The organism is Phaeobacter sp. 11ANDIMAR09 (assembly GCF_001294455.1).
GTDB lineage: Bacteria > Pseudomonadota > Alphaproteobacteria > Rhodobacterales > Rhodobacteraceae > Pseudophaeobacter.
Window position 1 is genome coordinate 18,361 of sequence record NZ_LIKT01000022.1, and the last position, 22,439, is coordinate 40,799.

The following is a 22,439-nucleotide window of genomic DNA, read 5'->3' on the forward strand; positions in this document are numbered from 1 at the left end:
TATGAGTGAGTGGCAAAAAGCAGCCTGGCGCAACAAACCCCGCGTGCAGATGCCCGACTATACCGACGCTGCGGCCCTGGGGGCCGTCGAAGCGCAGCTTTCCAACTATCCGCCGCTGGTCTTTGCTGGTGAAGCACGGCGCTTGAAGCAGCATCTTGCAGCCGCGGGTCGCGGCGAGGCGTTCTTGTTGCAGGGCGGAGACTGCGCCGAAAGCTTTGAACAGTTCAGTGCCGATGCCATTCGTGACACCTTTAAGGTGATGCTGCAGATGGCCATGGTTCTGACCTATGGCGCCAAAGTTCCGGTGGTCAAGGTGGGGCGTATGGCGGGGCAATTTGCTAAACCCCGCAGCGCGCCAACCGAGACCCTGGATGGGGTGGAACTGCCCAGCTACCGCGGGGACATCATCAACGATCTTGGCTTTACTGAAGCCTCGCGTATCCCTGATCCCAAGCGCATGTTGCAAGCCTATACCCAGGCGGCCGCCACAGTGAACCTGCTGCGCGCCTTTTCAACTGGTGGCTATGCAGATGTGAACCAGGTGCATGCCTGGACCCTGGGCTTTACCGAAGGTGAAAAAGCGCAGAAGTACCGTGAGATGGCCAATCGTATCACCGATACGCTTGATTTCATGAAGGCCGCGGGCGTTAACAATGATGCGTCCCATGCGTTGCAAACTGTTGAATTCTACACCAGCCACGAAGGGTTGTTGCTGGAATATGAAGAGGCGCTGACCCGTCTGGATTCGACCTCTGGGAAATGGTTGGCTGGATCCGGCCATATGCTGTGGATTGGGGATCGCACCCGCCAGCCTGATGGCGCCCATGTGGAGTTCTGCCGTGGGGTGCTCAACCCCGTTGGCATGAAATGTGGCCCAACAACCAGTGCCGATGACCTGAAGGTACTGATGAAACGCCTGAACCCGGAGAATGAAGAGGGCCGTCTGACGCTGATCGCGCGCTTTGGCGCCGGTAAAGTGGCTGAGCATCTACCGCGTTTGGTCAAGGCCGTGGAAGAAGAGGGGGCCAAGGTCACTTGGGTCTGTGATCCGATGCACGGTAATACCATCAAATCTTCCACGGGGTACAAAACCCGTCCCTTTGACAGCGTGCTGCGCGAAGTTCAGGATTTCTTTGCGGTACATAGCGCCGAGGGCACCATTCCGGGCGGCGTCCATTTTGAGATGACGGGTCAGGATGTCACCGAATGCACCGGCGGTGTGCGCGCGGTGACGGACGAAAACCTGAGCGATCGCTATCACACCGCTTGTGATCCGCGTCTCAACGCCAGCCAGTCGCTGGAACTGGCGTTTCTGGTGGCCGAAGAGCTGTCGGACCTGCGCAACAAACGCCGGGCACGGAGCGCAGAAGCCAGCTAAGCCATTGCTGAAATAGACAAAACCCGCTCCAGATTTCTGGGGCGGTTTTTCTGTTTGGCGCTATGCTTGCGAACCTTGCGGTGTTCACCGCCCTGACGCATAGGGAAACGCCCCGGGAGTTCTTCCGCGGGGCGTCATTGCTAGACTATGACCAAATAGACTAGAAATAGGCTAAAATTTTAGGAAACGGGCGTGTCATCACGGCTGGAAACCAGGCGCAGATGTGACCCTTTTGATTTACTTTTGGGATCCGAGCGCGCGGTATCACGGGCCGGTTTTGCCGACTTGCGACTGGCCAGATCACGGGCCTCTTGCAAGATGGATGTCTCTGTCGAGATCCGCGACTGCAGCTCCGCAAATTCTGGGTTTGGCGTATTCACATCATCGGTGCCGCGGGATTTGGATTTGAATTCAGTGTCATCCGTAGCTTTGCCAATAGCGCGCATCTCGATCGAAGTGATGGAAAACCGCTGCGAGGTCTTGGTTGGATTGCCTTCCGAGACAAAGACCCCAAGCGCGCGGCTCACATCGCCCAGATCACTGCGCAGGGGCAGCAACAACATACGGGCTTCACGACGGCCCCGCAGGCGGGATCCTTCGGTCTGCATCTCGATTTCGATGATGGCCGGGGCTTCGAACATATGCTCAAGCGCCGCGCTCATTTGCTTGCGGGCGTCCGGGGTGAAAAAGGCGGTGATTGGCATGCCGCGCACTTCCATACCCGCCATTTCATTGACTTTTTGACCGGCCAGACGGAAACGGGCGATGCCGGGGGCAACACGTTCCAGAATGAAGGTCTGGGACAGGATGTTTTCCAACCCGCGCGGATCAATCTGCGAACGGCTGGGAATGTCGTCGCCACGGCGCAGCGCAGTCCAGTAGGCCTCAGCCTGACGCATGGGGGAGACCGGAACGGTGTTGCGGAAATTCGTCATGGGAACCACCTTGTTGTGACCCTTGTCCTGGCTGGTATTCTTGCTGTCGCCAAAAAACATGTGCTTTTCCTTACGTTGTCCGGTGCAAAACCATCTGATACGCAACACGGTCTGTCGACTGCCTTATTCGTACCGTTTAGATGGTTACCTTGCAGTTAACATGCCATAATATTATTCAAATTTGGACTAAAACTTAAAGCAATGGTTAACGCTTCTGGATGAGGACCTATCCTTTTGCGTTTTTCGCCACTACGGACACTGTTTTTGGCTCCATTTCACCGCAATTTGGCTGCATAAGGACAATTTGATGAAAATTCGAAGCATGACGGGCTTTACCTCGGGACAGGGCAGTCTCGGGGCGCATAGTTGGAGCTGGGAAATGCGTTCGGTCAATGCCAAGGGGCTGGATCTGCGGCTGCGGGTGCCCGACTGGCTGGAAGGGCTGGAAGTACATCTACGCAAAGCTCTGGGCAAAGAACTGGCACGGGGCAATGTCTCTTTGGGGCTGCGCATCAGCCGCGGCGAGGAGGGGGCTTCGAAGCTAACCCTGAACAAGCCGCTGCTCGCTTCGGTGCTGACAGCCCTGGCAGAGGCTGAGGCCCTGGCGCAATCTGCAGGGGTGGATCTGTCTGTCACATCCGGCGCAGATCTTTTGTCCATTCGTGGCGTATTGGAGGCCTCGGCAACGGAGGATGACCCAGCGCCACTGGTCGAAGCGCTGAAAAAGGAATTCGAAAGCCTTGTGTCTGATTTCGTTCAAATGCGTGCAGCTGAGGGGGCAGCCCTGGAGAAGGTACTGCGCGATCAGCTGGCCGAAGTGGACCGCCTGACCCGTCTCGCGGCGGAACGGGCCGAAGCCCGCAAGCCGCTGATGGCAGAGGCCCTGAAGGCCAACCTTGCCAAGGTGATGGAAAACACCGAGGGCGCCGATGCCAACCGGGTGGCGCAGGAACTGGCCATGCTGGCCGTGAAATCCGACATCACCGAAGAAATAGACCGGCTCGCAGCCCATGTCAGTGCCGCAGAGGAGCTGTTATCCAGCGGCGGCGCCGTCGGGCGCAAGTTTGACTTCTTGATGCAGGAATTCAACCGCGAGGCAAACACGCTCTGTTCAAAAGCGTTCAACAGTGACTTGACCTCGGTCGGTCTAGAGTTGAAAGCAGTGATCGACCAGATGCGCGAGCAAGTGCAGAATATTGAATAACTCCAAAGGAGAAGACCTGATGGCAGATCGGCGCGGCCTTTTGATCATCCTGTCCTCGCCCTCCGGCGCGGGCAAATCCACCCTGGCCAAGCGGCTGCGCAACTGGGACGACAGTATTTCCTTTTCTGTCTCGGCCACCACCCGCAACCCGCGACCGGGCGAGGTGGATGGGCAGGACTATCATTTTGTCTCGGTGGATGATTTCAAATCCGCCGTCACTGAAAATGATATGCTGGAACATGCCCATGTGTTTGGGAATTTCTACGGCTCGCCAAAAGGGCCTGTACGGGACGCCATTGAAGATGGTCGGGACGTGTTGTTTGACATTGACTGGCAGGGGGCCCAGCAGATCCGCAATTCGGAGCTGGGCCAGCACACGCTCTCGATTTTCCTGCTGCCGCCCTCAATCACCGAGCTGCGCCGCCGGTTGGAAAGTCGGGGCCAAGACGATGCCGATACCATCATGCGGCGGATGGAAAAGAGCTGGGATGAGATCAGCCATTGGGGCAGCTATGATCACGTATTGATCAATGATGATCTGGATGCCACCGAAGACGCGCTGAAAACCATCATCACCTCTACCCGTCTGCGCCGTATTCAGCAGCCGCAGCTGACAGATCACGTGCGCGCGCTGCAAAACGAATTTGAGGACATGTCATGACCCTATATGCTCTTGGAGACAACCAGCCGCAGCTGGATGCCGACACCTGGGTGGCCCCGGATGCCAATCTGATTGGCAAGGTGGTGCTCGAAGCTGGCGCTTCGGTCTGGTTTGGCTGCACCATTCGCGCAGACCATGAAGAAATCCGTATTTGCGAGGGCGCAAATGTGCAGGAAAACGTGGTCATGCATATTGATGCTGGCTATCCGCTGACCGTGGGCAAAAATTGCACCATCGGTCACAAGGTGATGCTGCATGGTTGCACCATTGGCGAAAACAGCCTTGTCGGGATGGGCGCAACCGTGTTGAACGGTGCCAAGATCGGCAAAAACTGTCTCATTGGGGCAGGGGCCTTGATTACGGAAAACAAGGTGATCCCCGACAATTCGCTCGTGATGGGCGCGCCGGGTAAGGTGGTGCGCGAGGTCTCGCCTGAGCAGGCCAAGAACCTGACCCTCAGCGCGCTTCACTATCAGGAGAATATGCGCCGGTTCCGCGATGAGATGCGCCCGGTCTAAGCCTTGCCTGCTCTGGAAACTACTGGACCTGTGGGCGGCTATGGGTGCCATATGGCGTTTACATTCGCCTGTTAGGAGAGCTGAATCACAGGTGGAGGTCCGGGTATGAAACAAGAGGTGATCGCAGGTTTTCTTGAGGCTATGCCTCAGGCGAGTGTCCTGGTGGACCAGACCGAACGGTTCATCGGTGCCAATAGGCTTGCGCTCGAACTGCTTGGCGCCCAGATCATGGGGCGCCATTTTGCCACCATCCTGCGCCAGCCCAATGTGGCCGGAGCCATTGAAAAATGTCTGGAGGATCGCGGCAATCGGACCGCCCGGCATCTGTCCAACGATGGGGCGCAGGATACCACCTATGAGGTGTCACTGCGCTATGTCGGCGGTATTGGCGCGGTTGAGGGAGGGGCGGTGCTGGTCAGCTTCACCGATGTCACCGAACGCGAGCAAGCCAATCAGATGCGCCGGGATTTTGTTGCCAATGTCAGCCATGAATTGCGCACACCGCTCACCGCACTGATGGGATTTATTGAAACCCTACGGGGCGCGGCGCGCGATGATGCTGACGCGCGGGATCGTTTTCTGTCGATCATGGAGGCAGAGGCCAGCCGGATGAATCGCTTAGTGGGCGATCTCTTGTCTCTCAATCGCGTTGAGAGCAAAGAGCGTATTCGCCCGCGCGAAGAGATGGATCTGGTGGCGCATCTGGCCTCGACGCTGAAAACCATGCAGCCGCTTGCCGAAGCGGGCAAAGTCACACTCAAGTTCGCCCCGCCCCTTGATCCAGTTATGATCATCGGTGATCCCGATCAATTGTTGCAGGTCTTTATCAACCTGGTGGAAAACGCGATTAAATATGGCGGCAACGAGGTCGAAATGACCGTGGAACTGCTGGAGCGTGACCCATCCCTGCGTAGCGCAGCGGTTCGGGTTCGGGTCATCGACAATGGCCCCGGTATTGATCCGATTCACTTGCCACGGCTGACAGAGCGGTTTTATCGCGCCGACAGTCACCGCTCGCGTGAGATGGGCGGAACCGGATTGGGGCTGGCCATCGTCAAACATATCATCAATCGCCATCGCGGCCGACTAAAGGTGGAGAGCGAGCTGGGAACGGGAACCTGTTTTGCTGTCACTCTTCCCCTGACCTGATGACTCAGCCTGACTTGGTCGCATCTGACTTGGCTTGACCACGCCCATTTCACATTCCACCTTGAACAAGTGTTGCTGACGGGTGCAGCGCCGATCCCCTGTTCTGACTCAGAAGGCCGCCGGTGTCCTTTGCCAAAATCGCAGATCTTTGAGGTCTCACGCTCAGCGCATCCACCCCCGCAGGCCAAGATGAGCAAATGACCCTGCCAAAGCCCGTTTAGGAACCCCCGGTTTTTTGAGGTTGGCGGCAAAGAGGTTAATATCGGGGCTGGTTTTGTGACAAAATTCGTCATAATCCCCACTTTGTCACACGCCTGTTACATAGGCGTCACAAAAGCCTCATGTCCGCCTCTTAGGAGGAGCGCATGATCATCACGAGATGGTCTCACATCTTAATCTCTCATGGAGACACCCATGTCCTTTGTGAAACTGACCGCTTCTGCCCTGACAATTGCTGCTGCCACTGCGACTGCTGCCACCGCACGTGACCAGGTTCAGGTTGCAGGTTCTTCGACTGTTCTTCCCTATGCTTCCATCGTAGCCGAAGCCTTCGGTGAAAACTTCGACTTCCCAACACCTGTTGTTGAATCCGGCGGCTCTTCTGCTGGTCTGAAGCGTTTCTGTGAAGGCGTTGGCGAAAACACCATCGACGTTGCCAATGCTTCGCGCGCCATAAAGGAAAAAGAAATCAAAGCCTGCGCCGAAAACGGTGTCACCGACATCATCGAAGTGCGCATCGGCTATGATGGCATCGTTTTTGCCTCTGACATCAAGGGCAATGAATTTGCCTATACCCCAACCGACTGGTTCCTGGCTCTGTCCGACGAGATCCTGGTTGACGGCAAAATGGTTCCAAACCCAAACAAGACCTGGGCTGACGTGAACGCGTCCTTCCCCGCTCAGGATATCCAGGCCTTTATCCCAGGCACCAAGCACGGCACCCGTGAAGTGTTTGAAGACAAAGTGATCCTGGCAGGCTGTGAAGCCACCGGCGCATTCGAGCACCTGCTGGCCCATGCCGCTGGTGACACGCCTAAAGCCCAGAAAAAAGCAGCTGAAAAAGCCTGTATCGCTCTGCGCACCGATGGCGTTTCTGTCGACATCGACGGCGACTACACCGAGACCCTGGCCCGCATCGAGAGCAACAAAGACGGTATCGGCGTCTTTGGTCTGGCCTTCTACGAGAACAACACCGACAAACTGCAGGTTGCAACCATGTCCGGTATCGTTCCTTCGACTGAGAGCATCGCCACCGGTGAATACCCTGTGTCGCGTCCACTGTTCTTCTACGTGAAGAAAGCCCACATCGGCGTGATCCCTGGCCTGAAAGAATACGCTGAATTCTTCATCTCTGATGAGGTTGCCGGCCCCGATGGCCCACTGTCCGAATACGGCCTGGTTGCCGACCCAGAACTGAGCCAGACTCAGGACGCGGTTGCCAATGAAGCCACCATGGGCGGCAACTCCTAAGAGCCCCCAGCATATCGCAATTGGCTGGGGCGGATCATCCGCCCCAGTCGTGTTTCTGGACCAGATCCAGCCCGTCTTTTTCGCTGCTGTCACACCGGAGCTTTTGATGCCACTATTCTGGCTTGTCGTTGTTTTGCTGGCGCTTACAGCGCTTGGCTTTTGGTTTGGGCGCCGACGCGCCTTGGCCTCGGCGCAGGGGAACCCGCGCCATTTGCACTCTCTGCCCGTCTACTACGGCGCAAATGTCGCCATGAGCATCGCCATTCCAGCCCTGCTGACGCTGATGGTCTGGCTCCTGGCGCAGCCTCTGCTGATTGAAAACCGGGTTTCCGGTCTGATCCCCCAGGAACTGATCCCCGAGAGCACCAGCGTTGGCTTGGTAATGAGCGATGTACGCCGTCTGGCCGAAGGGTTGGATGAGGCCGTTTTGCAGAACGTTATGACCCAGCAAGAGGCCCGGAGCCTGGACGCGTCGACAAGTGATGTTCGCGCGCTTCTGGGCTCGGTCGGGGTCGCTCTGGGATCCGAAGTCCGCCCTGAAGTTCTGGAGGCCGCGCAGCAATATCGGCAGCTGTCGCGCACAGGGGGCAACGCGATGACCCTTGTTTGCCTGCTTCTGGCTGTGGTCGGCTTTGGCCTGTCCATTCGCCGCACCCACAAGGACTTTCGTGCGCGTAATGTGGTTGAGCGCGGGGTTCTCGCCCTGTTGATCCTGGCCGCCTCCCTGGCGATCCTCACCACAATCGGTATCGTATTGTCGATGCTGTTTGAGACCGTGAATTTCTTTGGCTTGCATGCCTGGACCGATTTCTTCTTTGGCAGCACATGGGCGCCCAACTTCCGCGGCGACAGCGAGCTGTCGATTCTGCCACTGCTTTGGGGAACACTCTATATTTCCGCCATTGCGCTGCTCGTCGCGGTCCCTGTTGGCCTGTTTGCAGCGATCTACCTGTCAGAATACGCCAGCCCAGCGGTGCGCTCCTTTGCCAAACCCTTGCTGGAGATCCTGGCCGGCATTCCGACCATCGTTTATGGTCTCTTTGCACTGCTCACTGTTGGGCCGCTGTTGCTCAAACTTTTTGGTCAGGGTGACAACGGCATTCTGGGGCTTTCCTGGATGACCGGAGCGACCTCGGTGCTGACCGCAGGGGTGGTGATGGGCATCATGCTGATCCCCTTTGTGTCCTCACTGTCGGATGACATCATCAACGCGGTGCCACAGTCTCTGCGCGATGGCTCGCTTGGGCTTGGCGCAACGCCTTCGGAAACCATTCGTCAGGTGGTTCTGCCAGCGGCGCTACCAGGCATCGTTGGAGCCATCCTGCTGGCGGCGTCGCGCGCAATTGGCGAGACGATGATCGTTGTGATGGGGGCCGGGGCGATTGCCAAGTTTTCGGCCAACCCCTTTGAATCAATGACCACAATCACCACACGCGTTGTCAGCCAGTTGACCGGTGACACCGATTTTGCCAGCCCCGAAACGCTGGTTGCCTTTGCCCTCGGGCTTTCCCTCTTTGTCCTCACACTGGGCCTCAATGTCCTGGCGCTCTATATCGTGCGCAAATATCGGGAGCAGTACGACTAATGACCGATTTTAGCCCAACCCCGGATCAACCGGCTGTGGCGCAGAACTCGCTGCTGACCCAGTCCAAAAGAACCATCAAACGTAACTCTGCAGAAGCGCGCTTCAAGGCCTATGGCATTGCCGCCATTGGTATTGGTCTGGTGATGCTTTTGGTGCTGGTCACGACGATCTTTGGCCGTGGCACCGGTGCTTTTCAGCAGACATTCATCACCGTGAATGTCGAACTGCTGGAGAGCAAGCTGGACAAGAATGGTGAGCGGAATATCGAAGACATCAAACGCGTAACCACCTTTGGCTATGCCCCCTTGATCAAATCTGCCATGCAGACGGCCGTTGCGGATCTAGGCATCGAGACCAGCCTCAAATCCAAACATATGGCTGGCCTGTTGTCCAAGAATGCGGTGGCGCAGCTGCGCGCCTATGTTCTGGCCAATCCTGAGAAGATCGGAGAAACGATCGAGTTCCGCTTTCTGGCCCAAAGCCGTGTAGACGGTTACCTCAAAGGTCGGGTCTCGCGGGACAGCATCGAAAACGACAAGAACATCTCGCCAGAGCAATTGGACCTGGTCGATGCGCTGGTTGCCGCCGGTGTGATTGAGAAGACCTTCAATCTTGACTTCATCACTGGTGCTGATGCCTCGGATCAGCGGCCGGAAGCGGCTGGCATGGGGGTTTCCATGCTTGGTTCCTTCTTCATGATGCTGGTTGTCCTGGCGCTGGCGCTGCCTATTGGGGTGGCTGCATCGATCTACCTGGAAGAGTTTGCACCCAAAAACTGGATCACCGATGTGATCGAGGTGAATATTGCAAATCTCGCAGCTGTGCCCTCAATTGTATATGGTATCCTGGGTCTGGCTGTTTTCATCAACTACATGCATCTGCCGATGTCGGCACCTCTGGTTGGTGGCTTGGTTCTGACCTTGATGACACTGCCAACGATCATCATCTCAACCCGGGCAGCCCTAAAGGCGGTTCCACCGTCTATCCGTGACGCGGCTCTGGGGGTAGGGGCCTCCAAGATGCAATCGGTGTTTCACCATGTCCTGCCACTGGCAGCTCCCGGCATTCTCACCGGCACAATCATCGGCCTGGCACAGGCTCTGGGAGAAACCGCGCCGCTGTTGTTAATCGGCATGGTGGGCTTTATCGCCTCTAACGCGCCCTCGACTATCGGTGAAGGGCTTTTGTCGCCAAACTCTGCAATGCCCGCCCAAATCTATGAATGGGCCAAACGTGCCGACCCTGCCTTTTATGAACGCGCCTGGGGCGGGATTATCGTCCTACTTATCTTTCTTGTAACCATGAATACGGTGGCCGTTATACTGCGCCGTCGCTTTGAGCGCCGCTGGTAGCCGGAGGTGAGGAAATGAACACTATGAATATGTTGGATAAAAACTTGGACACCAAGACCACCAAGATCGCTGCACGGGACGTGAACGTCTATTATGGTGACAGTCATGCCATCAAGGACGTGAATGTCGAGATTGACGCCAACACCGTCACGGCCTTTATCGGCCCATCCGGTTGCGGGAAATCCACATTCCTGCGCTGTATCAACCGGATGAACGACACGATTGATGTCTGCCGCGTCACCGGAGATATCCTGCTGGATGGCGAAGACATCTATGACAAACGGGTCGATCCGGTGCAATTGCGGGCCCGCGTTGGAATGGTATTTCAAAAGCCAAATCCCTTCCCCAAGTCGATCTACGACAATGTTGCCTATGGGCCGCGGATCCACGGTCTGTCCCGCAACAAGGCAGAGTTGGATGAAATCGTTGAAAAATCCCTGCGCCGCGCGGCAATCTGGGAAGAGGTGAAGGACAGGCTCCATGCGCCCGGCACTGGCCTTTCTGGCGGCCAACAGCAGCGTCTTTGCATTGCCCGTGCCATTGCCACCGAACCTGAAGTCTTGCTGATGGATGAGCCCTGTTCGGCGCTTGATCCCATCGCCACGGCCCAGGTTGAGGAATTGATCGACGAATTGCGGGCAAACTATTCCGTGGTGATTGTGACCCACTCGATGCAACAGGCGGCGCGTGTCAGTCAGAAAACGGCCTTTTTCCATCTCGGAAATCTGGTTGAATTTGGCCCCACCGGCCAGATCTTTACCAACCCAGACGATCCGCGCACCGAAAGCTATATCACCGGCCGTATCGGCTGATCCCACGAAGGAAAATACCATGGTAGAACAACATATTGCCTCCGCCTTTGATCGGGATCTAGAAGCCATTCAAGCCCAGATCATGAAGATGGGCGGTTTGGTTGAAGCAGCTATCGTCGATTCCGCGCGCGCTTTGGAAACCCGGGACGAGGAGCTGGCGCAACAGGTGCGCAAACGCGATCAGGCCATTGATGGTCTGGAAGAGATGATCAACGAAGACTCCGCCCGCGTTATCGCAACCCGTGCCCCTGCGGCGGTCGATCTGCGGGTGGTGCTTTCGGTGATGAAAATCGCCGGGAACCTGGAGCGTATCGGCGATTACTCCAAAAACATTGCCAAGCGTACCGGCGTCTTGGTCCAATGGCACGATAGCACTGACAGCTCTTCCGCGCTGCGCCGCATGGCCCGCGAAGTTGAGCTGATGCTCAAGGATGCGCTGGATGCCTATATTCAGCGCGATACTGAATTGGCCGCAGATGTGATCATTCGTGACCAAGAAGTCGACCAGATGTATAATGCCCTGTTCCGTGAATTCCTGACCCATATGATGGAAGATCCGCGCAATATCACGGCCTGTATGCACCTGCACTTTATCGCCAAAAATATCGAACGTATGGGAGATCACGTCACCTCCATCGCGGAAGAGCTGATCTACCTGGTCACCGGAAACCGTCCCGAGGACGAACGCCCCAAGGCGGATATGACCTCAACGACGGCCGAGGAGGTTTGATCCATGACTGCTGATCAGCCTACGGTTCTGATCATCGAAGATGAACTGGCTCAGCGTGAAGTGCTCGCCTATAACCTGGAGGCTGATGGCTTTCGTGTTATCCGCGCTGAAAACGGGGAAGAGGGGCTGCTGCTTGTCGAAGAAGATATGCCCGACATCATCGTTCTGGACTGGATGATGCCCAATCTGAGCGGGATTGAGGTGTGTCGCCGTCTCAAGACCCGCGCCGAGACACGCAACATCCCCATCATCATGCTCTCTGCCCGGTCAGAAGAAGTCGACAAGGTGCGCGGGCTGGAGACCGGGGCGGATGACTATGTGGTCAAACCCTATTCCGTGATCGAGCTTATGGCACGGGTCCGGACCCAACTGCGCCGGGTGCGTCCCTCAACCGTTGGGGTTCGTTTGGAGTTTGATGACATCATTTTGGATGCCGAAACCCATAAGGTCAGCCGTTCTGAAAATGCCCTGAAACTGGGACCAACTGAGTTCCGCCTGCTTTCCACCTTTATGGAGAAACCGGGCCGGGTTTGGAGCCGCGAACAATTGCTGGACCGGGTTTGGGGACGCGACATCTATGTCGACACCCGCACGGTTGATGTCCATATCGGCCGTCTGCGCAAGGCCCTGACACAGTTTGGCGGCAGTGATCCCGTGCGAACCGTGCGCGGGGCAGGTTACGCACTGGGCTAGGGCCCCTTGGGTGCCGCCAGCAAGGTTAAGCAAAAGGGCGCCCTCAGGAGGCGCCCTTTTTGTTGTCAGGTTTTCCCAGACCCAGTCAGGCGCGCTAACGCGGCAATGGGTCTTCGGGCTGGGCTTGCCCCTCCAGCCAATGACGGAGTTTTGTCAGCGCCGGATCCCGCGATTTGTTTTTGGGCCAAACCAGGTAGTAGGCGCCTGCGGCCTCGGTTGGCCTGGGCTGCAGGGCGGCCAGTCGTCCGGTGGCGATATCCTGTTCCACCAGATAGTCGGGCATCAAGGCCACCCCAAGCCCGTGTTGCGCCGCCTGAGTAATGGTTGAGAATTGATCATACATTGTTCCGCCCAAAGCCTGCGGGTCGGTCGCGACTCCCTGCATTTCAAACCAATCCTGCCAGGCCTTTGGCCGGGTCTGGATGTGAAGCAGCGGCATGTTCAGGATCTGTTGCGGCGGCAGATAGGTGCCGATCGACACCAATTCCGGGCTGCATACCGGCAGGAGCTGCTCGCTCTTGAGCAGAAGGGAGTCGGTGCCTGGCCAATCGGCGTTTCCAAAATGTATCGCTGCATCAATTGGTTCGCTGCCAAAACTAAAGGTTTGTAACCGGGTGGTCATATTGATGGTGATATCCGGATGACGGCGGGAAAATTCTGGGAGACGTGGCATCAACCAGCGCATCCCAAAGGCCGGCAGTATCGCCAGATTCAGCGTGCCCGCCATCGGAGCGGTTTGCACCCGAAGGGTGGACTGCGTGATCTTCTCCAACGCTTCGCGGATTTCGCCGGCATAGGTTTGGGCCTCTGGTGTGAGATGCAGCTTCTTGCGATCCCGCCGCACCAGAGACACCCCCAGCTGGGCCTCAAGAGATTGCAATTGTCTGCTCACAGCCCCTTGGGTCAGGCATAATTCCTCAGCCGCGGCAGAGGCGCTGCCCAGGCGGTCAAGCGCTTCCAAAGCACGTAAGGCAGAGATCGAGGGCAGGAATCGGCGCGGATGTTGCATGTATGAGGTTTACTCATGTTTGAGTGCCAAAGTCTCGCTGTTTTTTTCGCCCTCCATTGGTTAATCATTGGGCAACATATGCCCTTCCATCCAATGTCGAGGATACAACAATGACTGATAAGCCAAGCCTGCGCGCCAAAGATGCACCTGATCTGGGAAGCTTTACCTGGGAAGATCCTCTGCGCATGGATGATCAGCTTACCGAAGATGAGCGGATGATTACCGCCTCGGCTCGAGCCTATGCGCAGGAAAAGCTGCAGCCCCGGGTGACAGCGGCCTATGAAAACGAAGAAACCGATCCAGAGATTTTTCGGGAAATGGGTGAAATGGGCCTCTTGGGCACCACCATCCCCGAGGAATACGGTGGATTGGGCGGCGGCTATGTCTCCTATGGTCTTGTGGCTCGTGAAGTAGAACGCGTCGACAGCGGTTATCGGTCGATGATGTCGGTCCAAAGCTCGCTGGTGATGTATCCAATCTATGCCTATGGCAGCGAAGAGCAACGCCAGAAATACCTGCCTAAATTGGCCTCGGGCGAATGGATTGGCTGTTTTGGTTTGACCGAGCCCGATGCAGGTTCTGACCCCGCCGGCATGAAAACCCGCGCCGAAAAGACCGCGACCGGCTACAAGCTGACCGGCTCAAAGATGTGGATCTCTAACGCGCCAATCGCGGATGTCTTTGTTGTTTGGGCAAAATCTGACGAACATGGTGGCAAGATCCGTGGCTTTGTGCTGGAAAAAGGCATGAAGGGTCTTTCGGCTCCCAAGATCCAGAACAAAGCGTCGCTGCGCGCCTCGATCACCGGTGAAATCGTCATGGACGGTGTCGAAGTGGGGGACGATGCCCTGCTGCCACATGTTCAGGGGCTAAAAGGTCCCTTTGGCTGTTTGAACCGAGCACGCTATGGCATCAGCTGGGGCGCCATGGGGGCTGCCGAAGCTTGCTGGCACGCGGCGCGCCAATATGGATTGGACCGCACTCAGTTTGGGCGCCCGCTGGCCAACACCCAATTGTTCCAGTTGAAGCTCGCCAATATGCAAACCGAAATCACCCTTGGATTGCAGGCATCGCTGCGAGTAGGCCGCCTGATGGATGAAGCCAACGCGGCACCAGAAATGATTTCCATCGTCAAGCGCAACAACTGTGGCAAAGCCCTGGAAATCGCCCGCAACGCCCGCGACATGCATGGCGGCAATGGCATCAGCCTGGAATTCAACGTCATTCGCCATATGGTGAACCTTGAAACCGTTAACACCTACGAGGGCACACATGACGTCCACGCCTTAATCCTTGGGCGGGCGCAAACCGGTTTGCAGGCGTTTTTCTAAGAAGCGCCGCAAAAAATCTCTAAGGCCAAACCTGTTTTGGTCATAGATCTGGGCGAGGGGGGAGAAAATCCTCTTCGCCCATTTTTGTTTCGAACAGGAATTTCTGCAATACAGTCATGCAATTTTGCATTTCTATGGTTTCCCCTTATCATTAGGGCATGCGTGCAAGGTAAATCGGCACAGATCATGGGTGAAAACACCCTCCTTTGGATCCTAAAGTCTTAACAACTTGCGATCAGTTCTTGGCCCGGCTGCGCTTGGGAAAACGCGAAACAGGTATAAAACAAGTGGGTGAATTGGGTACTCAGCAAGCCAAGCTCTTGACTTGGGCTGTGTTGAAGTCGTTACCGAAGCAAGCATGGGCCCTGCGTTTCTGCAAAGCCCAGGGCTAGTTGTGGTGTGAGTAAAGCAAATTGTGCAAAATCGATTTTGAGGCGGTTTAGGGCAGGGTGTCATGCGCCAGCGCAACGCATCTGGGCAGGCGACTAGGGACCAAGCGTCCTGCGGAGGTTTGCTTTGCAAAAATAGGCCCATGATCCTGCATTTATGCCCACGCAAATTCGCAAGATGAAGGCTCGAACTTCACCTCACCGCCCTACAAAGTCACATGTTTACAGTAATTTAACCCGACTTCTATGGCAGGTAAAGGCTCTTTTAGTAATTGCCAAAGCTCAAGGGGTTTACTCTCCCCAATATACATATACATAAGTGAATATGTAAACATCCGCGGCCCTTTTGGGGATGGAATTTGAGAAGGCTTTGATGATGAAAACACTCTTGGCAAAGCCTCAATGGCAACGACTGTTTCCCATCCTGAACTGGGGCGCCGCATACAATCGCCAGGACCTGGGGGGGGACGTCACCGCTGCGGTGATTGTCACCATCATGCTCATCCCTCAGTCTTTGGCCTACGCTCTGCTTGCGGGCCTTCCCGCAGAGGTTGGGCTCTATGCGTCAATCCTGCCACTTGTCGCCTATGCTATTTTTGGCACCTCGCGGGTCCTGGCCGTAGGGCCTGTTGCAGTTGTCTCGCTAATGTCGGCCTCGGCTTTAGCCAAACTCGGTCTGGAGACGGTATCGGACTATGTCGCGGCCTCCTCGGTTCTGGCCCTCATGTCCGGCATTCTGCTGGTGGCAATGGGGGCGCTGAAACTGGGCGTGATTGCAAACTTGCTGTCCCATCCGGTCATCGCGGGGTTCATCACCGCCTCGGGTGTGTTGATCGCCGTGAGCCAAGCCAAACACATTCTGGGCATCAAAGCTTCGGGTCACACTCTGATCGAAATTCTGGGATCATTGGGGCAGGGGATGGGGCAAGTGAATCTTATCACGCTGCTTCTTGGTCTGGCGGTCCTGGCCTTTTTGTTTTGGCTGCGGCGCGGGCTGTCCGATTTGCTGCAAACCAAGCTGAACATGTCCAAACAGATGGCTGGAACCCTGGTTCGCATCGGTCCGGTCTTTGCGGTCATAGGCACCATTGCACTGTCCTGGGCCGCTGATTTACCCTCTTTTGGGGTTTCCGTGGTGGGTAGGGTTCCTACAGGTTTGCCACCTTTGGGGCTGCCGCAGCTGAACAGTTCATTCTTGACCGCCCTTATTGGACCTGCTGTGTTGATCACCATCATCGGCTATGTCGAAAGCGTCTCTGTGGCCCAGACATTGGCTGCAAAGAGACGTCAGAAAATTGATCCAAACCAGGAGCTTACCGCCCTGGGTGCAGCGAATATCGCCTCTGCCTTGTCCGGGGGCTATGCAGTCACAGGTGGTTTTGCCAGATCCGTGGTAAACTTCGATGCCGGAGCCCGTACGCCAGCCGCGGGCGCGCTCACTGCGATAGGTTTGACTTTTGCCGCTATCTATTTGACACCATACCTATATTTCTTGCCGACAGCCACCCTGGCAGCGACCATTATCGTGGCAGTCCTGTCGCTCGTCGATCTCTCTATCCTTAAAACCGCCTGGGCCTATTCGCGGGCAGATTTTGCTGCGGTCTTTATCACTGTCGTTCTGACCCTGCTGCTTGGGGTGGAAATCGGCGTCGGCGCCGGTGTCGCGACCTCGATTGCACTGTTTCTATGGAAGACCTCACGGCCGCATGTGGCGGAGGTCGGGCAGGTGCCTGGCAGCGAGCATTTCAGAAACATCGATCGCCATCAGGTTCTGACCAATCCGGCACTGGTGACGCTGCGGATTGACGAAAGCCTGTATTTCGCCAATGCACGGCGAATGGAGGAGCTGATCCTGGAACGCGTACATCAGGGCAAAGGTGAACTGCGTCATGTTGTGTTGATGTGTTCCGCTGTGAACGAGATCGACCTCAGCGCTTTGGAATCCCTGGAGGCGATCAATCACCAGCTTTCAGATCTGGGGATCAGGTTGCATCTGTCAGAAGTAAAAGGCCCGGTCATGGACCGACTGAAACGGAGCCATTTGCTGCAAGATCTTACGGGTGAGGTCTTTCTGTCTCAGAACTGTGCCTTCCAAAAACTTACCTCACTGAGCGATCCGTAGTTGGAGACACGACAAGTCTGAGCGATACGATAAGTGCGACTTTCTAGATAAACGACTGTTTCCTAGTAAGAGCCCCAGTTGAGGGTAGCGCGCGCCGGAGGAAATTCCTTTTTCCTATAATATGTATTATGTATTATATTGATATTCCGTTCCGTCACCCTGGATTGGCAGATGCAACAAAGCCAAGTAGCCTTTCCTCAACAAATACAGGGACAAGGCGACAGAAATGGATATCAAAGGCAGTTGTATCGTTGTAACCGGCGCCGCTCATGGCATTGGCAAAGGCCTAGCGCAGAAGTTTGCAGATCTGGGAGCCGCCCATGTGATCTGTGCCGATATTGACTTGGACGCGGCAAAGGTAACGGCTGCGCATATCGGTGGTGTTGCGCTGCATCTGGATGCGCGCAGTGAGGACAGTATCAAGGCGCTGATCGATACCGTCGAGGACAGCATCGCCCCAATCGATCTGTTCTGCTCGAACGCCGGGATACTTACCCTGGGTGGCTTTGAAGTGGCCAATGAGGAATGGCAAAAGATTTGGGATATTAATGTGATGTCTCATGTCTGGGCGGCGCGACATCTGGTTCCCCTGATGATGAAACGTGGTGGCGGCTATATGCTTAACACCGCGTCTGCAGCGGGGCTGCTCAATCAGATTGGCGCCGCGCCTTATGGGGTGACCAAACATGCTGCTGTCGGTTTCGCGGAATGGCTGGCGATCACCTATGGTGATCAAGGGCTTGGGGTTTCCGTCCTTTGCCCCCAGGCGGTGCGATCTGAAATGACCAGAGGTTTTGAAGACAGCGTCGCCAGTTTGGATGGCATGCTGGAACCTGATCTGGTTGCAGACTACTGCGTGAAGGCAATTGAAAACAAAGAGTTCCTCGTTCTACCGCATCCACAGGTAAAAGAATACATGCAGGCCAAGGCATCAAATTATGGGCGTTGGATTGCCGGTATGCAAAAGCTGCGAGAGCGGTTCGGCGGGTTTTAAAGCTGAACCAATACCAAGCCGCCAGATCGCGGCCTATCGTTTGATGGGCCGCATCAGACCTTCCTGCGCGACACTGGCAACCAACTGGCCATCCTGCGTATAGATAGAGCCACGGTTAAAACCACGGCCTCCGCCGCCAAAGGGAGAATCCATCGTATACAGGTGCCATTGATCAAATTGCACCGGAGCATGAAACCACATGGCATGATCCAGGCTCGCCGTCATGGCTTCAGGCTTGTACCAGGTCAGCCCATGCGGACGCAGTGCTGACCCAAGCAGGCCAAAGTCAGAAGCATAGGCCATCAGCACATGTTGCAACTGCGGCCCTGCCCCTTTGGCAGCCTCCATTCTGATCCACATATGATTGATATCACTTGTTTTATCAGGATTGAGCGGATCGCGTGGTTCAATATCACGGATTTCAAAGGGCCGCGGCCGGGTGAATTCAGCCCTGTGCTCCTCTGCGATCCGGTGCACATTTTGCCGATGCACCGCATCGCGGGACAACAAGCCGTCAGGCGGTGGCACGTCAGGCATTTGGTGCTGATGCTCCCAGCCCTGTTCAAGGTGATGAAAGGAGGCCGCCAGGTTCAGGATCTGACGCCCATTCTGGATTGCCGTAACCCGGCGAGTTGTGAAGCTGCCACCATCGCGCGCCGGGTCCACCTCGTAAATGACGGGCTTACTTGGATCCCCTGGCCGGATGAAATAGGCATGCAAGGAGTGACACAAACGGTCTGGAACGCTGGCATAGGCCGCTGTGAGGGCCTGGGCAATGACCTGGCCCCCATAGATACGCATGGGGGTTTCTCCGCCTGATCCAATCCCGCGATAGAGATTGGTATCTAGCTCTTCCAAGTCGAGAAGATTGAGAAGAATGCTCCCGGCGTCAGTCATTTAGCAGATCTTTCTAAGTCTATTTTCGATCATTGGCATAGGCGATGAAGACATCAAAACTATCCGGATTGACCATCGAGTCCCGGTTCACGACCTTTTCAGGATCCCCCCCAAGTAGCAGTTTTTTAACCGGGACTTCCAGCTTTTTGCCAGACAGGGTCCGCGGTACTTCTGCAATTTCGATGATTTCATCCGGAACAAAACGCGCCGAAACAAACTGCCGGATCGAAGATTTGATCCGGTCTTTCAAGGCGTCATTCAGGCCGCCGGGTTCGGTCAGAACCACAAAGAGCGGCATAAAACTGTCCTTGCCGAGAAACTCCAGATCGACAACCAGACTGTCCTGAATTTCCGGAAGCGCCTCAACCGCCTGATAGATTTCCGATGAGCCCAGGCGCAATCCGCGACGGTTGATGGTCGCATCGGATCGGCCATAAATGACCGAGCCGCCTTCGGGGGTGATAGAGATCCAATCCCCGTGCCGCCAGATCCCAGGGTAGGTATCAAAATAGCTGTCATGTAGACGCGATCCGTCTTCATCTCCCCAAAAAAACAAGGGCATAGAGGGTAAAGGTTCGGTGCAAACCAGCTCCCCAACCTCACCCACCAGCTCGGCACCAAAGGGGTCAAAGGACCGGACGGCATTGCCCAGAGCACGGGCCTGCATTTCACCGGCTCGAACCGGTAGCATGACATTGCCCCCAACAAATGCACCGCAAAAATCGGTACCACCTGACAGGGGCGCCAGCCAAATATCTGGGCTGACCGAGCTGTAGACCCAGTCATACCCATCCGAAGTCATCGGCGAGCCCGTTGCGCCAAGGGACACCAAAGCGGAAAGGTCCAAATCTGCCCGCGGCGCAATACCCGCCTTGGCGCAGGCCGTGAAGAACGCAGCTCCGGCGCCAAAATAGGTCATCTTTTCATCTGCTACCCTACGCCAGATATCCAACATATCCGGGTAGTTAGGGGCACGATCATAAAGCATAACCGTCGCGCCCTGCCCCAAGGCCCCCAGCTGCAGGTTCCACATCACCCAGCCAGAGGAGGTCAGCCAGCAAAAACGACTGCCTGGAGACAGATCCAGATGCAGCGATTGCTTGGAACCTTCCAGCAGGATACCGCCATGACCATGTACGATCGGCTTTGGGTTTCCGGTGGTGCCCGAGGAATAGACAATCCAGAGCGGGTGATCAAAATCCACCTGAGCAAAGCGCAACTCTGCCGGGCGGTCCAGCAGCTGCTCCCAGGCAACAGCCCCCTTGGGGCCTGGATCTTCACCGGAGTGGACATAGATACTCTGTTCAAGGCTGGGCAGATCCGCCACGACCCTGGCCATCTCCTCGCGGCGGCTGATGCATTTGCCGCCATGCAGATAGCTATCCTGATAAATCAGAACCTTGGGTTTGATCTGGCGAAACCGGTCCAAAATGGCGACATGCCCCATATCCGGCGCGCAGAGCGACCAGATCGCCCCAAGACTGGTCGCGGCCAGACAGGCGATGATGGCGGATTCAGTATTGGGCAGAATGGCCGCGACCCGATCCCCCTGCCCGACACCCATATCACGCAGATGCGCCGCCAGGCTGGCGACCTGTGCGCGCAGCTCCTGCCAGCTCATCTCGGTGCGGCCAAAAGTTTCGGAATGAACGATAAGGGCCTGATTTTTCTCCTCAACCCCGCGACCGGTCAGGATGTTCTCAGCCCAGTTGAGCCTGGCCCCCGGAAACCATTTGGCCCCCGGCATCTTGCGTTCCACCAAGACAGTGGAAGCCTCGGCCGAAAACTCGATGTCGAAGTATTCACAGATTGACTGCCAAAAAGTTTCAAGCTCGGTGGTGCTCCAGGTCCAAAGCGCTGTGTAGTCGTCAAACGCCAGGCCCTTAGTCTGTTTCAACCAGGCCTGATAGGCCGCCAGTTGACTGGTCTGGGCGCGTTCAGGACTTGGGGTCCAGAGAATTGGATGTTCGTTCATGTCAATACTGCTCCATGCACCAGCGCTTTGAGTTCGGCACGGGCCGGATAGGAACTGGAGGGCGCCAGCTGTGTGAAGAAAACCACCGAAAGATCCTGCACGGGATCCACCCAGAAGAAGGTTGACGCCATGCCGCCCCAGCTGAAGTCACCGATGGATCCAGGGCACCGCGCACGTGCCGGATCCAGCACAACCGCGCCGCCCAGACCAAAGCCCATGCCCTCCATAGGTTGTTCAGCAAAACTCTGCGGTCCCATGGAGGCAATATCGCCAGGAAGGTGGTTTTGTGTCATGAAATCAATAATTTTCGGAGAAAGGATAAATCCATCTTTGCCACGCCCACCTTGCCGGATCATCTCGGCAAACAGCATATAGTCATCAATGGTGCCAACCAGCCCCCCTCCACCGGACATCATGTCAGCGGTTTCAAAGGGCGATCCACCATGAAGATCAGTTAGGCGCAGCGTTTCACCGCCCGTCTTGGCCGAGTTCAGGGCCATGGCGTCTCCTGACAGCGGCGTATAAAGCGAGGCAAAGCGATTGCCTGCCCCTCGGGGCACCCGAAACCCGGTTTCTGCCATCCCGAGCGGTTGGAAGATTTCAGTTTCAAAAAACGCGGCAAGGGATTGACCTGAAACAACTTCTACCACGCGTCCAAGCACATCTATGGCGACGGAGTATTCCCAGCGGCTGCCTGGTTGGAAGGCCAAAGGATAGCTTGCGAGATGCGCAACCATCCTCCCCAAATCGCCCTGATTGGGTTTAAACATCAGCTGTTCCTTATCCATCGCCTGCGACAGAACACCAGGATTAAAGGGATAGCTAAGACCGGCAGTATGGGTCAGCAACTCGTGCAAAGTCGGGGATCGCGAGGGCTCGGTCTGGTCAATCGAGGTGGCGCCGGGGATCAGCGCCTGCATCTCGGAAAACTCTGGAATAAAATCTGACACAGGTGCGTCCAGATGAAAGAGCCCCTTTTCTGCCAAAATCATCAGCGCGACCGAAGTCACTGGCTTGGTCATGGAGTAGATACGCACCAAGGTATCACGGGTGAAGTCGAGGTTTTCTTCGAGGTTTCGACGCCCCGCCGCATGAAAAAACTGCTCTTGCCCCCTCTGTTTGATCAGTAGCGAGCTTCCTGCATATTTTCTTTCATCCACATAGCGTTGCTGCCAATGCTTCAAGTTTTCCAGCCGGGTCTTGTCCATGCCCTCTGCCCTCCCCTTTGGTCCTGT

At 56.1% G+C, this 22,439-nt stretch carries 19 protein-coding genes; 14 read left to right on the forward strand and 5 right to left on the reverse strand.

The window, feature by feature from the left end; all coding sequences use genetic code 11:
* Nucleotide 1 precedes the first annotated feature (1 nt).
* The gene (locus AN476_RS16750) at nt 2–1,378 is read left to right on the forward strand and encodes a class II 3-deoxy-7-phosphoheptulonate synthase (protein ID WP_054462754.1); all 1,377 of its coding nucleotides are present in this window, start codon (nt 2–4) and stop codon (nt 1,376–1,378) included.
* A 179-nt stretch (nt 1,379–1,557) separates the two neighbouring features.
* Here the strand turns inward: AN476_RS16750 and AN476_RS16755 are convergent, their stop codons facing one another.
* Nucleotides 1,558–2,373: a PAS domain-containing protein gene (locus AN476_RS16755; protein WP_054462755.1), complete on the reverse strand. Its 816-nt coding sequence runs from the start codon at nt 2,371–2,373 to the stop codon at nt 1,558–1,560.
* Nucleotides 2,374–2,620: 247 nt separating this feature from the next.
* On the opposite strand from AN476_RS16755, the gene AN476_RS16760 reads away from it, so the two are divergent.
* The 10 genes from AN476_RS16760 (at nt 2,621) to phoB (ending at nt 12,487) form a co-directional block, all read left to right on the forward strand.
* Nucleotides 2,621–3,517 (forward strand): YicC/YloC family endoribonuclease, encoded by an 897-nt coding sequence (locus AN476_RS16760; protein WP_054462756.1) that lies wholly within the window; start codon nt 2,621–2,623, stop codon nt 3,515–3,517.
* A gap of 19 nt (nt 3,518–3,536) precedes the next feature.
* Nucleotides 3,537–4,178, forward strand: coding sequence for a guanylate kinase (gmk, locus tag AN476_RS16765; RefSeq protein ID WP_054462757.1), 642 nt, complete (start codon nt 3,537–3,539; stop codon nt 4,176–4,178).
* On the forward strand, nt 4,175–4,696 hold the full coding sequence (locus AN476_RS16770) for a gamma carbonic anhydrase family protein (RefSeq protein ID WP_054462758.1): 522 nt from the start codon (nt 4,175–4,177) through the stop codon (nt 4,694–4,696). The genes gmk and AN476_RS16770 overlap by 4 nt, the downstream gene beginning before the upstream one ends.
* A gap of 105 nt (nt 4,697–4,801) precedes the next feature.
* A complete protein-coding gene (locus AN476_RS16775) occupies nt 4,802–5,845 on the forward strand; it encodes a cell wall metabolism sensor histidine kinase WalK (protein ID WP_054462759.1) in 1,044 nt (347 codons plus the stop codon).
* A gap of 414 nt (nt 5,846–6,259) precedes the next feature.
* Complete coding sequence (locus tag AN476_RS16780) at nt 6,260–7,315, forward strand: substrate-binding domain-containing protein (protein WP_054462760.1); 1,056 nt, start codon at nt 6,260–6,262, stop codon at nt 7,313–7,315.
* Between the two features lie 106 nt (nt 7,316–7,421).
* Nucleotides 7,422–8,900 (forward strand): phosphate ABC transporter permease subunit PstC, encoded by a 1,479-nt coding sequence (pstC, locus tag AN476_RS16785; RefSeq protein ID WP_054462834.1) that lies wholly within the window; start codon nt 7,422–7,424, stop codon nt 8,898–8,900.
* Nucleotides 8,900–10,252, forward strand: a complete 1,353-nt coding sequence (pstA, locus tag AN476_RS16790) for a phosphate ABC transporter permease PstA (protein ID WP_054462761.1) — start codon at nt 8,900–8,902, stop codon at nt 10,250–10,252. The genes pstC and pstA overlap by 1 nt, the downstream gene beginning before the upstream one ends.
* A 14-nt stretch (nt 10,253–10,266) precedes the next feature.
* A complete protein-coding gene (gene pstB / locus AN476_RS16795) occupies nt 10,267–11,064 on the forward strand; it encodes a phosphate ABC transporter ATP-binding protein PstB (RefSeq protein ID WP_054462762.1) in 798 nt (265 codons plus the stop codon).
* 19 nt (nt 11,065–11,083) lie between these two features.
* Nucleotides 11,084–11,794 (forward strand): phosphate signaling complex protein PhoU, encoded by a 711-nt coding sequence (phoU, locus tag AN476_RS16800; RefSeq protein WP_054462763.1) that lies wholly within the window; start codon nt 11,084–11,086, stop codon nt 11,792–11,794.
* Between the two features lie 3 nt (nt 11,795–11,797).
* Nucleotides 11,798–12,487: a phosphate regulon transcriptional regulator PhoB gene (gene phoB / locus AN476_RS16805; RefSeq protein ID WP_054462764.1), complete on the forward strand. Its 690-nt coding sequence runs from the start codon at nt 11,798–11,800 to the stop codon at nt 12,485–12,487.
* 94 nt (nt 12,488–12,581) lie between these two features.
* Here the strand turns inward: phoB and AN476_RS16810 are convergent, their stop codons facing one another.
* Entirely contained in the window at nt 12,582–13,496 is a 915-nt protein-coding gene (locus AN476_RS16810) for a LysR family transcriptional regulator (RefSeq protein ID WP_054462765.1), read from the reverse strand.
* A 110-nt stretch (nt 13,497–13,606) separates the two neighbouring features.
* On the opposite strand from AN476_RS16810, the gene AN476_RS16815 reads away from it, so the two are divergent.
* The 3 genes from AN476_RS16815 to AN476_RS16825 all read left to right on the forward strand — a co-directional run bounded on the left by AN476_RS16815 (nt 13,607) and on the right by AN476_RS16825 (nt 18,332).
* Nucleotides 13,607–14,827 (forward strand): acyl-CoA dehydrogenase, encoded by a 1,221-nt coding sequence (locus AN476_RS16815; protein WP_054462766.1) that lies wholly within the window; start codon nt 13,607–13,609, stop codon nt 14,825–14,827.
* Between the two features lie 762 nt (nt 14,828–15,589).
* Complete coding sequence (locus AN476_RS16820) at nt 15,590–17,338, forward strand: SulP family inorganic anion transporter (protein ID WP_157063789.1); 1,749 nt, start codon at nt 15,590–15,592, stop codon at nt 17,336–17,338.
* Nucleotides 17,339–17,564: 226 nt separating this feature from the next.
* Entirely contained in the window at nt 17,565–18,332 is a 768-nt protein-coding gene (locus AN476_RS16825; RefSeq protein WP_054462767.1) for an SDR family oxidoreductase, read from the forward strand.
* Between the two features lie 33 nt (nt 18,333–18,365).
* Here AN476_RS16825 and AN476_RS16830 read toward each other — a convergent pair whose 3' ends face one another.
* The 3 genes from AN476_RS16830 to AN476_RS16840 are packed head-to-tail and all read right to left on the reverse strand — an operon-like array spanning nt 18,366 to nt 22,412.
* Nucleotides 18,366–19,229: an acyl-CoA thioesterase II gene (locus tag AN476_RS16830; RefSeq protein ID WP_054462768.1), complete on the reverse strand. Its 864-nt coding sequence runs from the start codon at nt 19,227–19,229 to the stop codon at nt 18,366–18,368.
* 19 nt (nt 19,230–19,248) lie between these two features.
* Nucleotides 19,249–21,204, reverse strand: coding sequence for an acetoacetate--CoA ligase (locus tag AN476_RS16835; RefSeq protein ID WP_054462769.1), 1,956 nt, complete (start codon nt 21,202–21,204; stop codon nt 19,249–19,251).
* Entirely contained in the window at nt 21,201–22,412 is a 1,212-nt protein-coding gene (locus AN476_RS16840; protein ID WP_054462770.1) for a serine hydrolase, read from the reverse strand. The genes AN476_RS16835 and AN476_RS16840 overlap by 4 nt, the downstream gene beginning before the upstream one ends.
* Nucleotides 22,413–22,439 lie beyond the last annotated feature (27 nt).

Coding starts and splice junctions, on each gene's coding strand:
- AN476_RS16750 (WP_054462754.1), top strand. CDS start 2: ATGAGTGAGTGGCAAAAAGCAGCCTGGCGCAACAAACCCCGCGTGCAG.
- AN476_RS16755 (WP_054462755.1), bottom strand. CDS start 2,373: ATGTTTTTTGGCGACAGCAAGAATACCAGCCAGGACAAGGGTCACAAC.
- AN476_RS16760 (WP_054462756.1), top strand. CDS start 2,621: ATGAAAATTCGAAGCATGACGGGCTTTACCTCGGGACAGGGCAGTCTC.
- gmk (WP_054462757.1), top strand. CDS start 3,537: ATGGCAGATCGGCGCGGCCTTTTGATCATCCTGTCCTCGCCCTCCGGC.
- AN476_RS16770 (WP_054462758.1), top strand. CDS start 4,175: ATGACCCTATATGCTCTTGGAGACAACCAGCCGCAGCTGGATGCCGAC.
- AN476_RS16775 (WP_054462759.1), top strand. CDS start 4,802: ATGAAACAAGAGGTGATCGCAGGTTTTCTTGAGGCTATGCCTCAGGCG.
- AN476_RS16780 (WP_054462760.1), top strand. CDS start 6,260: ATGTCCTTTGTGAAACTGACCGCTTCTGCCCTGACAATTGCTGCTGCC.
- pstC (WP_054462834.1), top strand. CDS start 7,422: ATGCCACTATTCTGGCTTGTCGTTGTTTTGCTGGCGCTTACAGCGCTT.
- pstA (WP_054462761.1), top strand. CDS start 8,900: ATGACCGATTTTAGCCCAACCCCGGATCAACCGGCTGTGGCGCAGAAC.
- pstB (WP_054462762.1), top strand. CDS start 10,267: ATGAACACTATGAATATGTTGGATAAAAACTTGGACACCAAGACCACC.
- phoU (WP_054462763.1), top strand. CDS start 11,084: ATGGTAGAACAACATATTGCCTCCGCCTTTGATCGGGATCTAGAAGCC.
- phoB (WP_054462764.1), top strand. CDS start 11,798: ATGACTGCTGATCAGCCTACGGTTCTGATCATCGAAGATGAACTGGCT.
- AN476_RS16810 (WP_054462765.1), bottom strand. CDS start 13,496: ATGCAACATCCGCGCCGATTCCTGCCCTCGATCTCTGCCTTACGTGCT.
- AN476_RS16815 (WP_054462766.1), top strand. CDS start 13,607: ATGACTGATAAGCCAAGCCTGCGCGCCAAAGATGCACCTGATCTGGGA.
- AN476_RS16820 (WP_157063789.1), top strand. CDS start 15,590: ATGATGAAAACACTCTTGGCAAAGCCTCAATGGCAACGACTGTTTCCC.
- AN476_RS16825 (WP_054462767.1), top strand. CDS start 17,565: ATGGATATCAAAGGCAGTTGTATCGTTGTAACCGGCGCCGCTCATGGC.
- AN476_RS16830 (WP_054462768.1), bottom strand. CDS start 19,229: ATGACTGACGCCGGGAGCATTCTTCTCAATCTTCTCGACTTGGAAGAG.
- AN476_RS16835 (WP_054462769.1), bottom strand. CDS start 21,204: ATGAACGAACATCCAATTCTCTGGACCCCAAGTCCTGAACGCGCCCAG.
- AN476_RS16840 (WP_054462770.1), bottom strand. CDS start 22,412: ATGGACAAGACCCGGCTGGAAAACTTGAAGCATTGGCAGCAACGCTAT.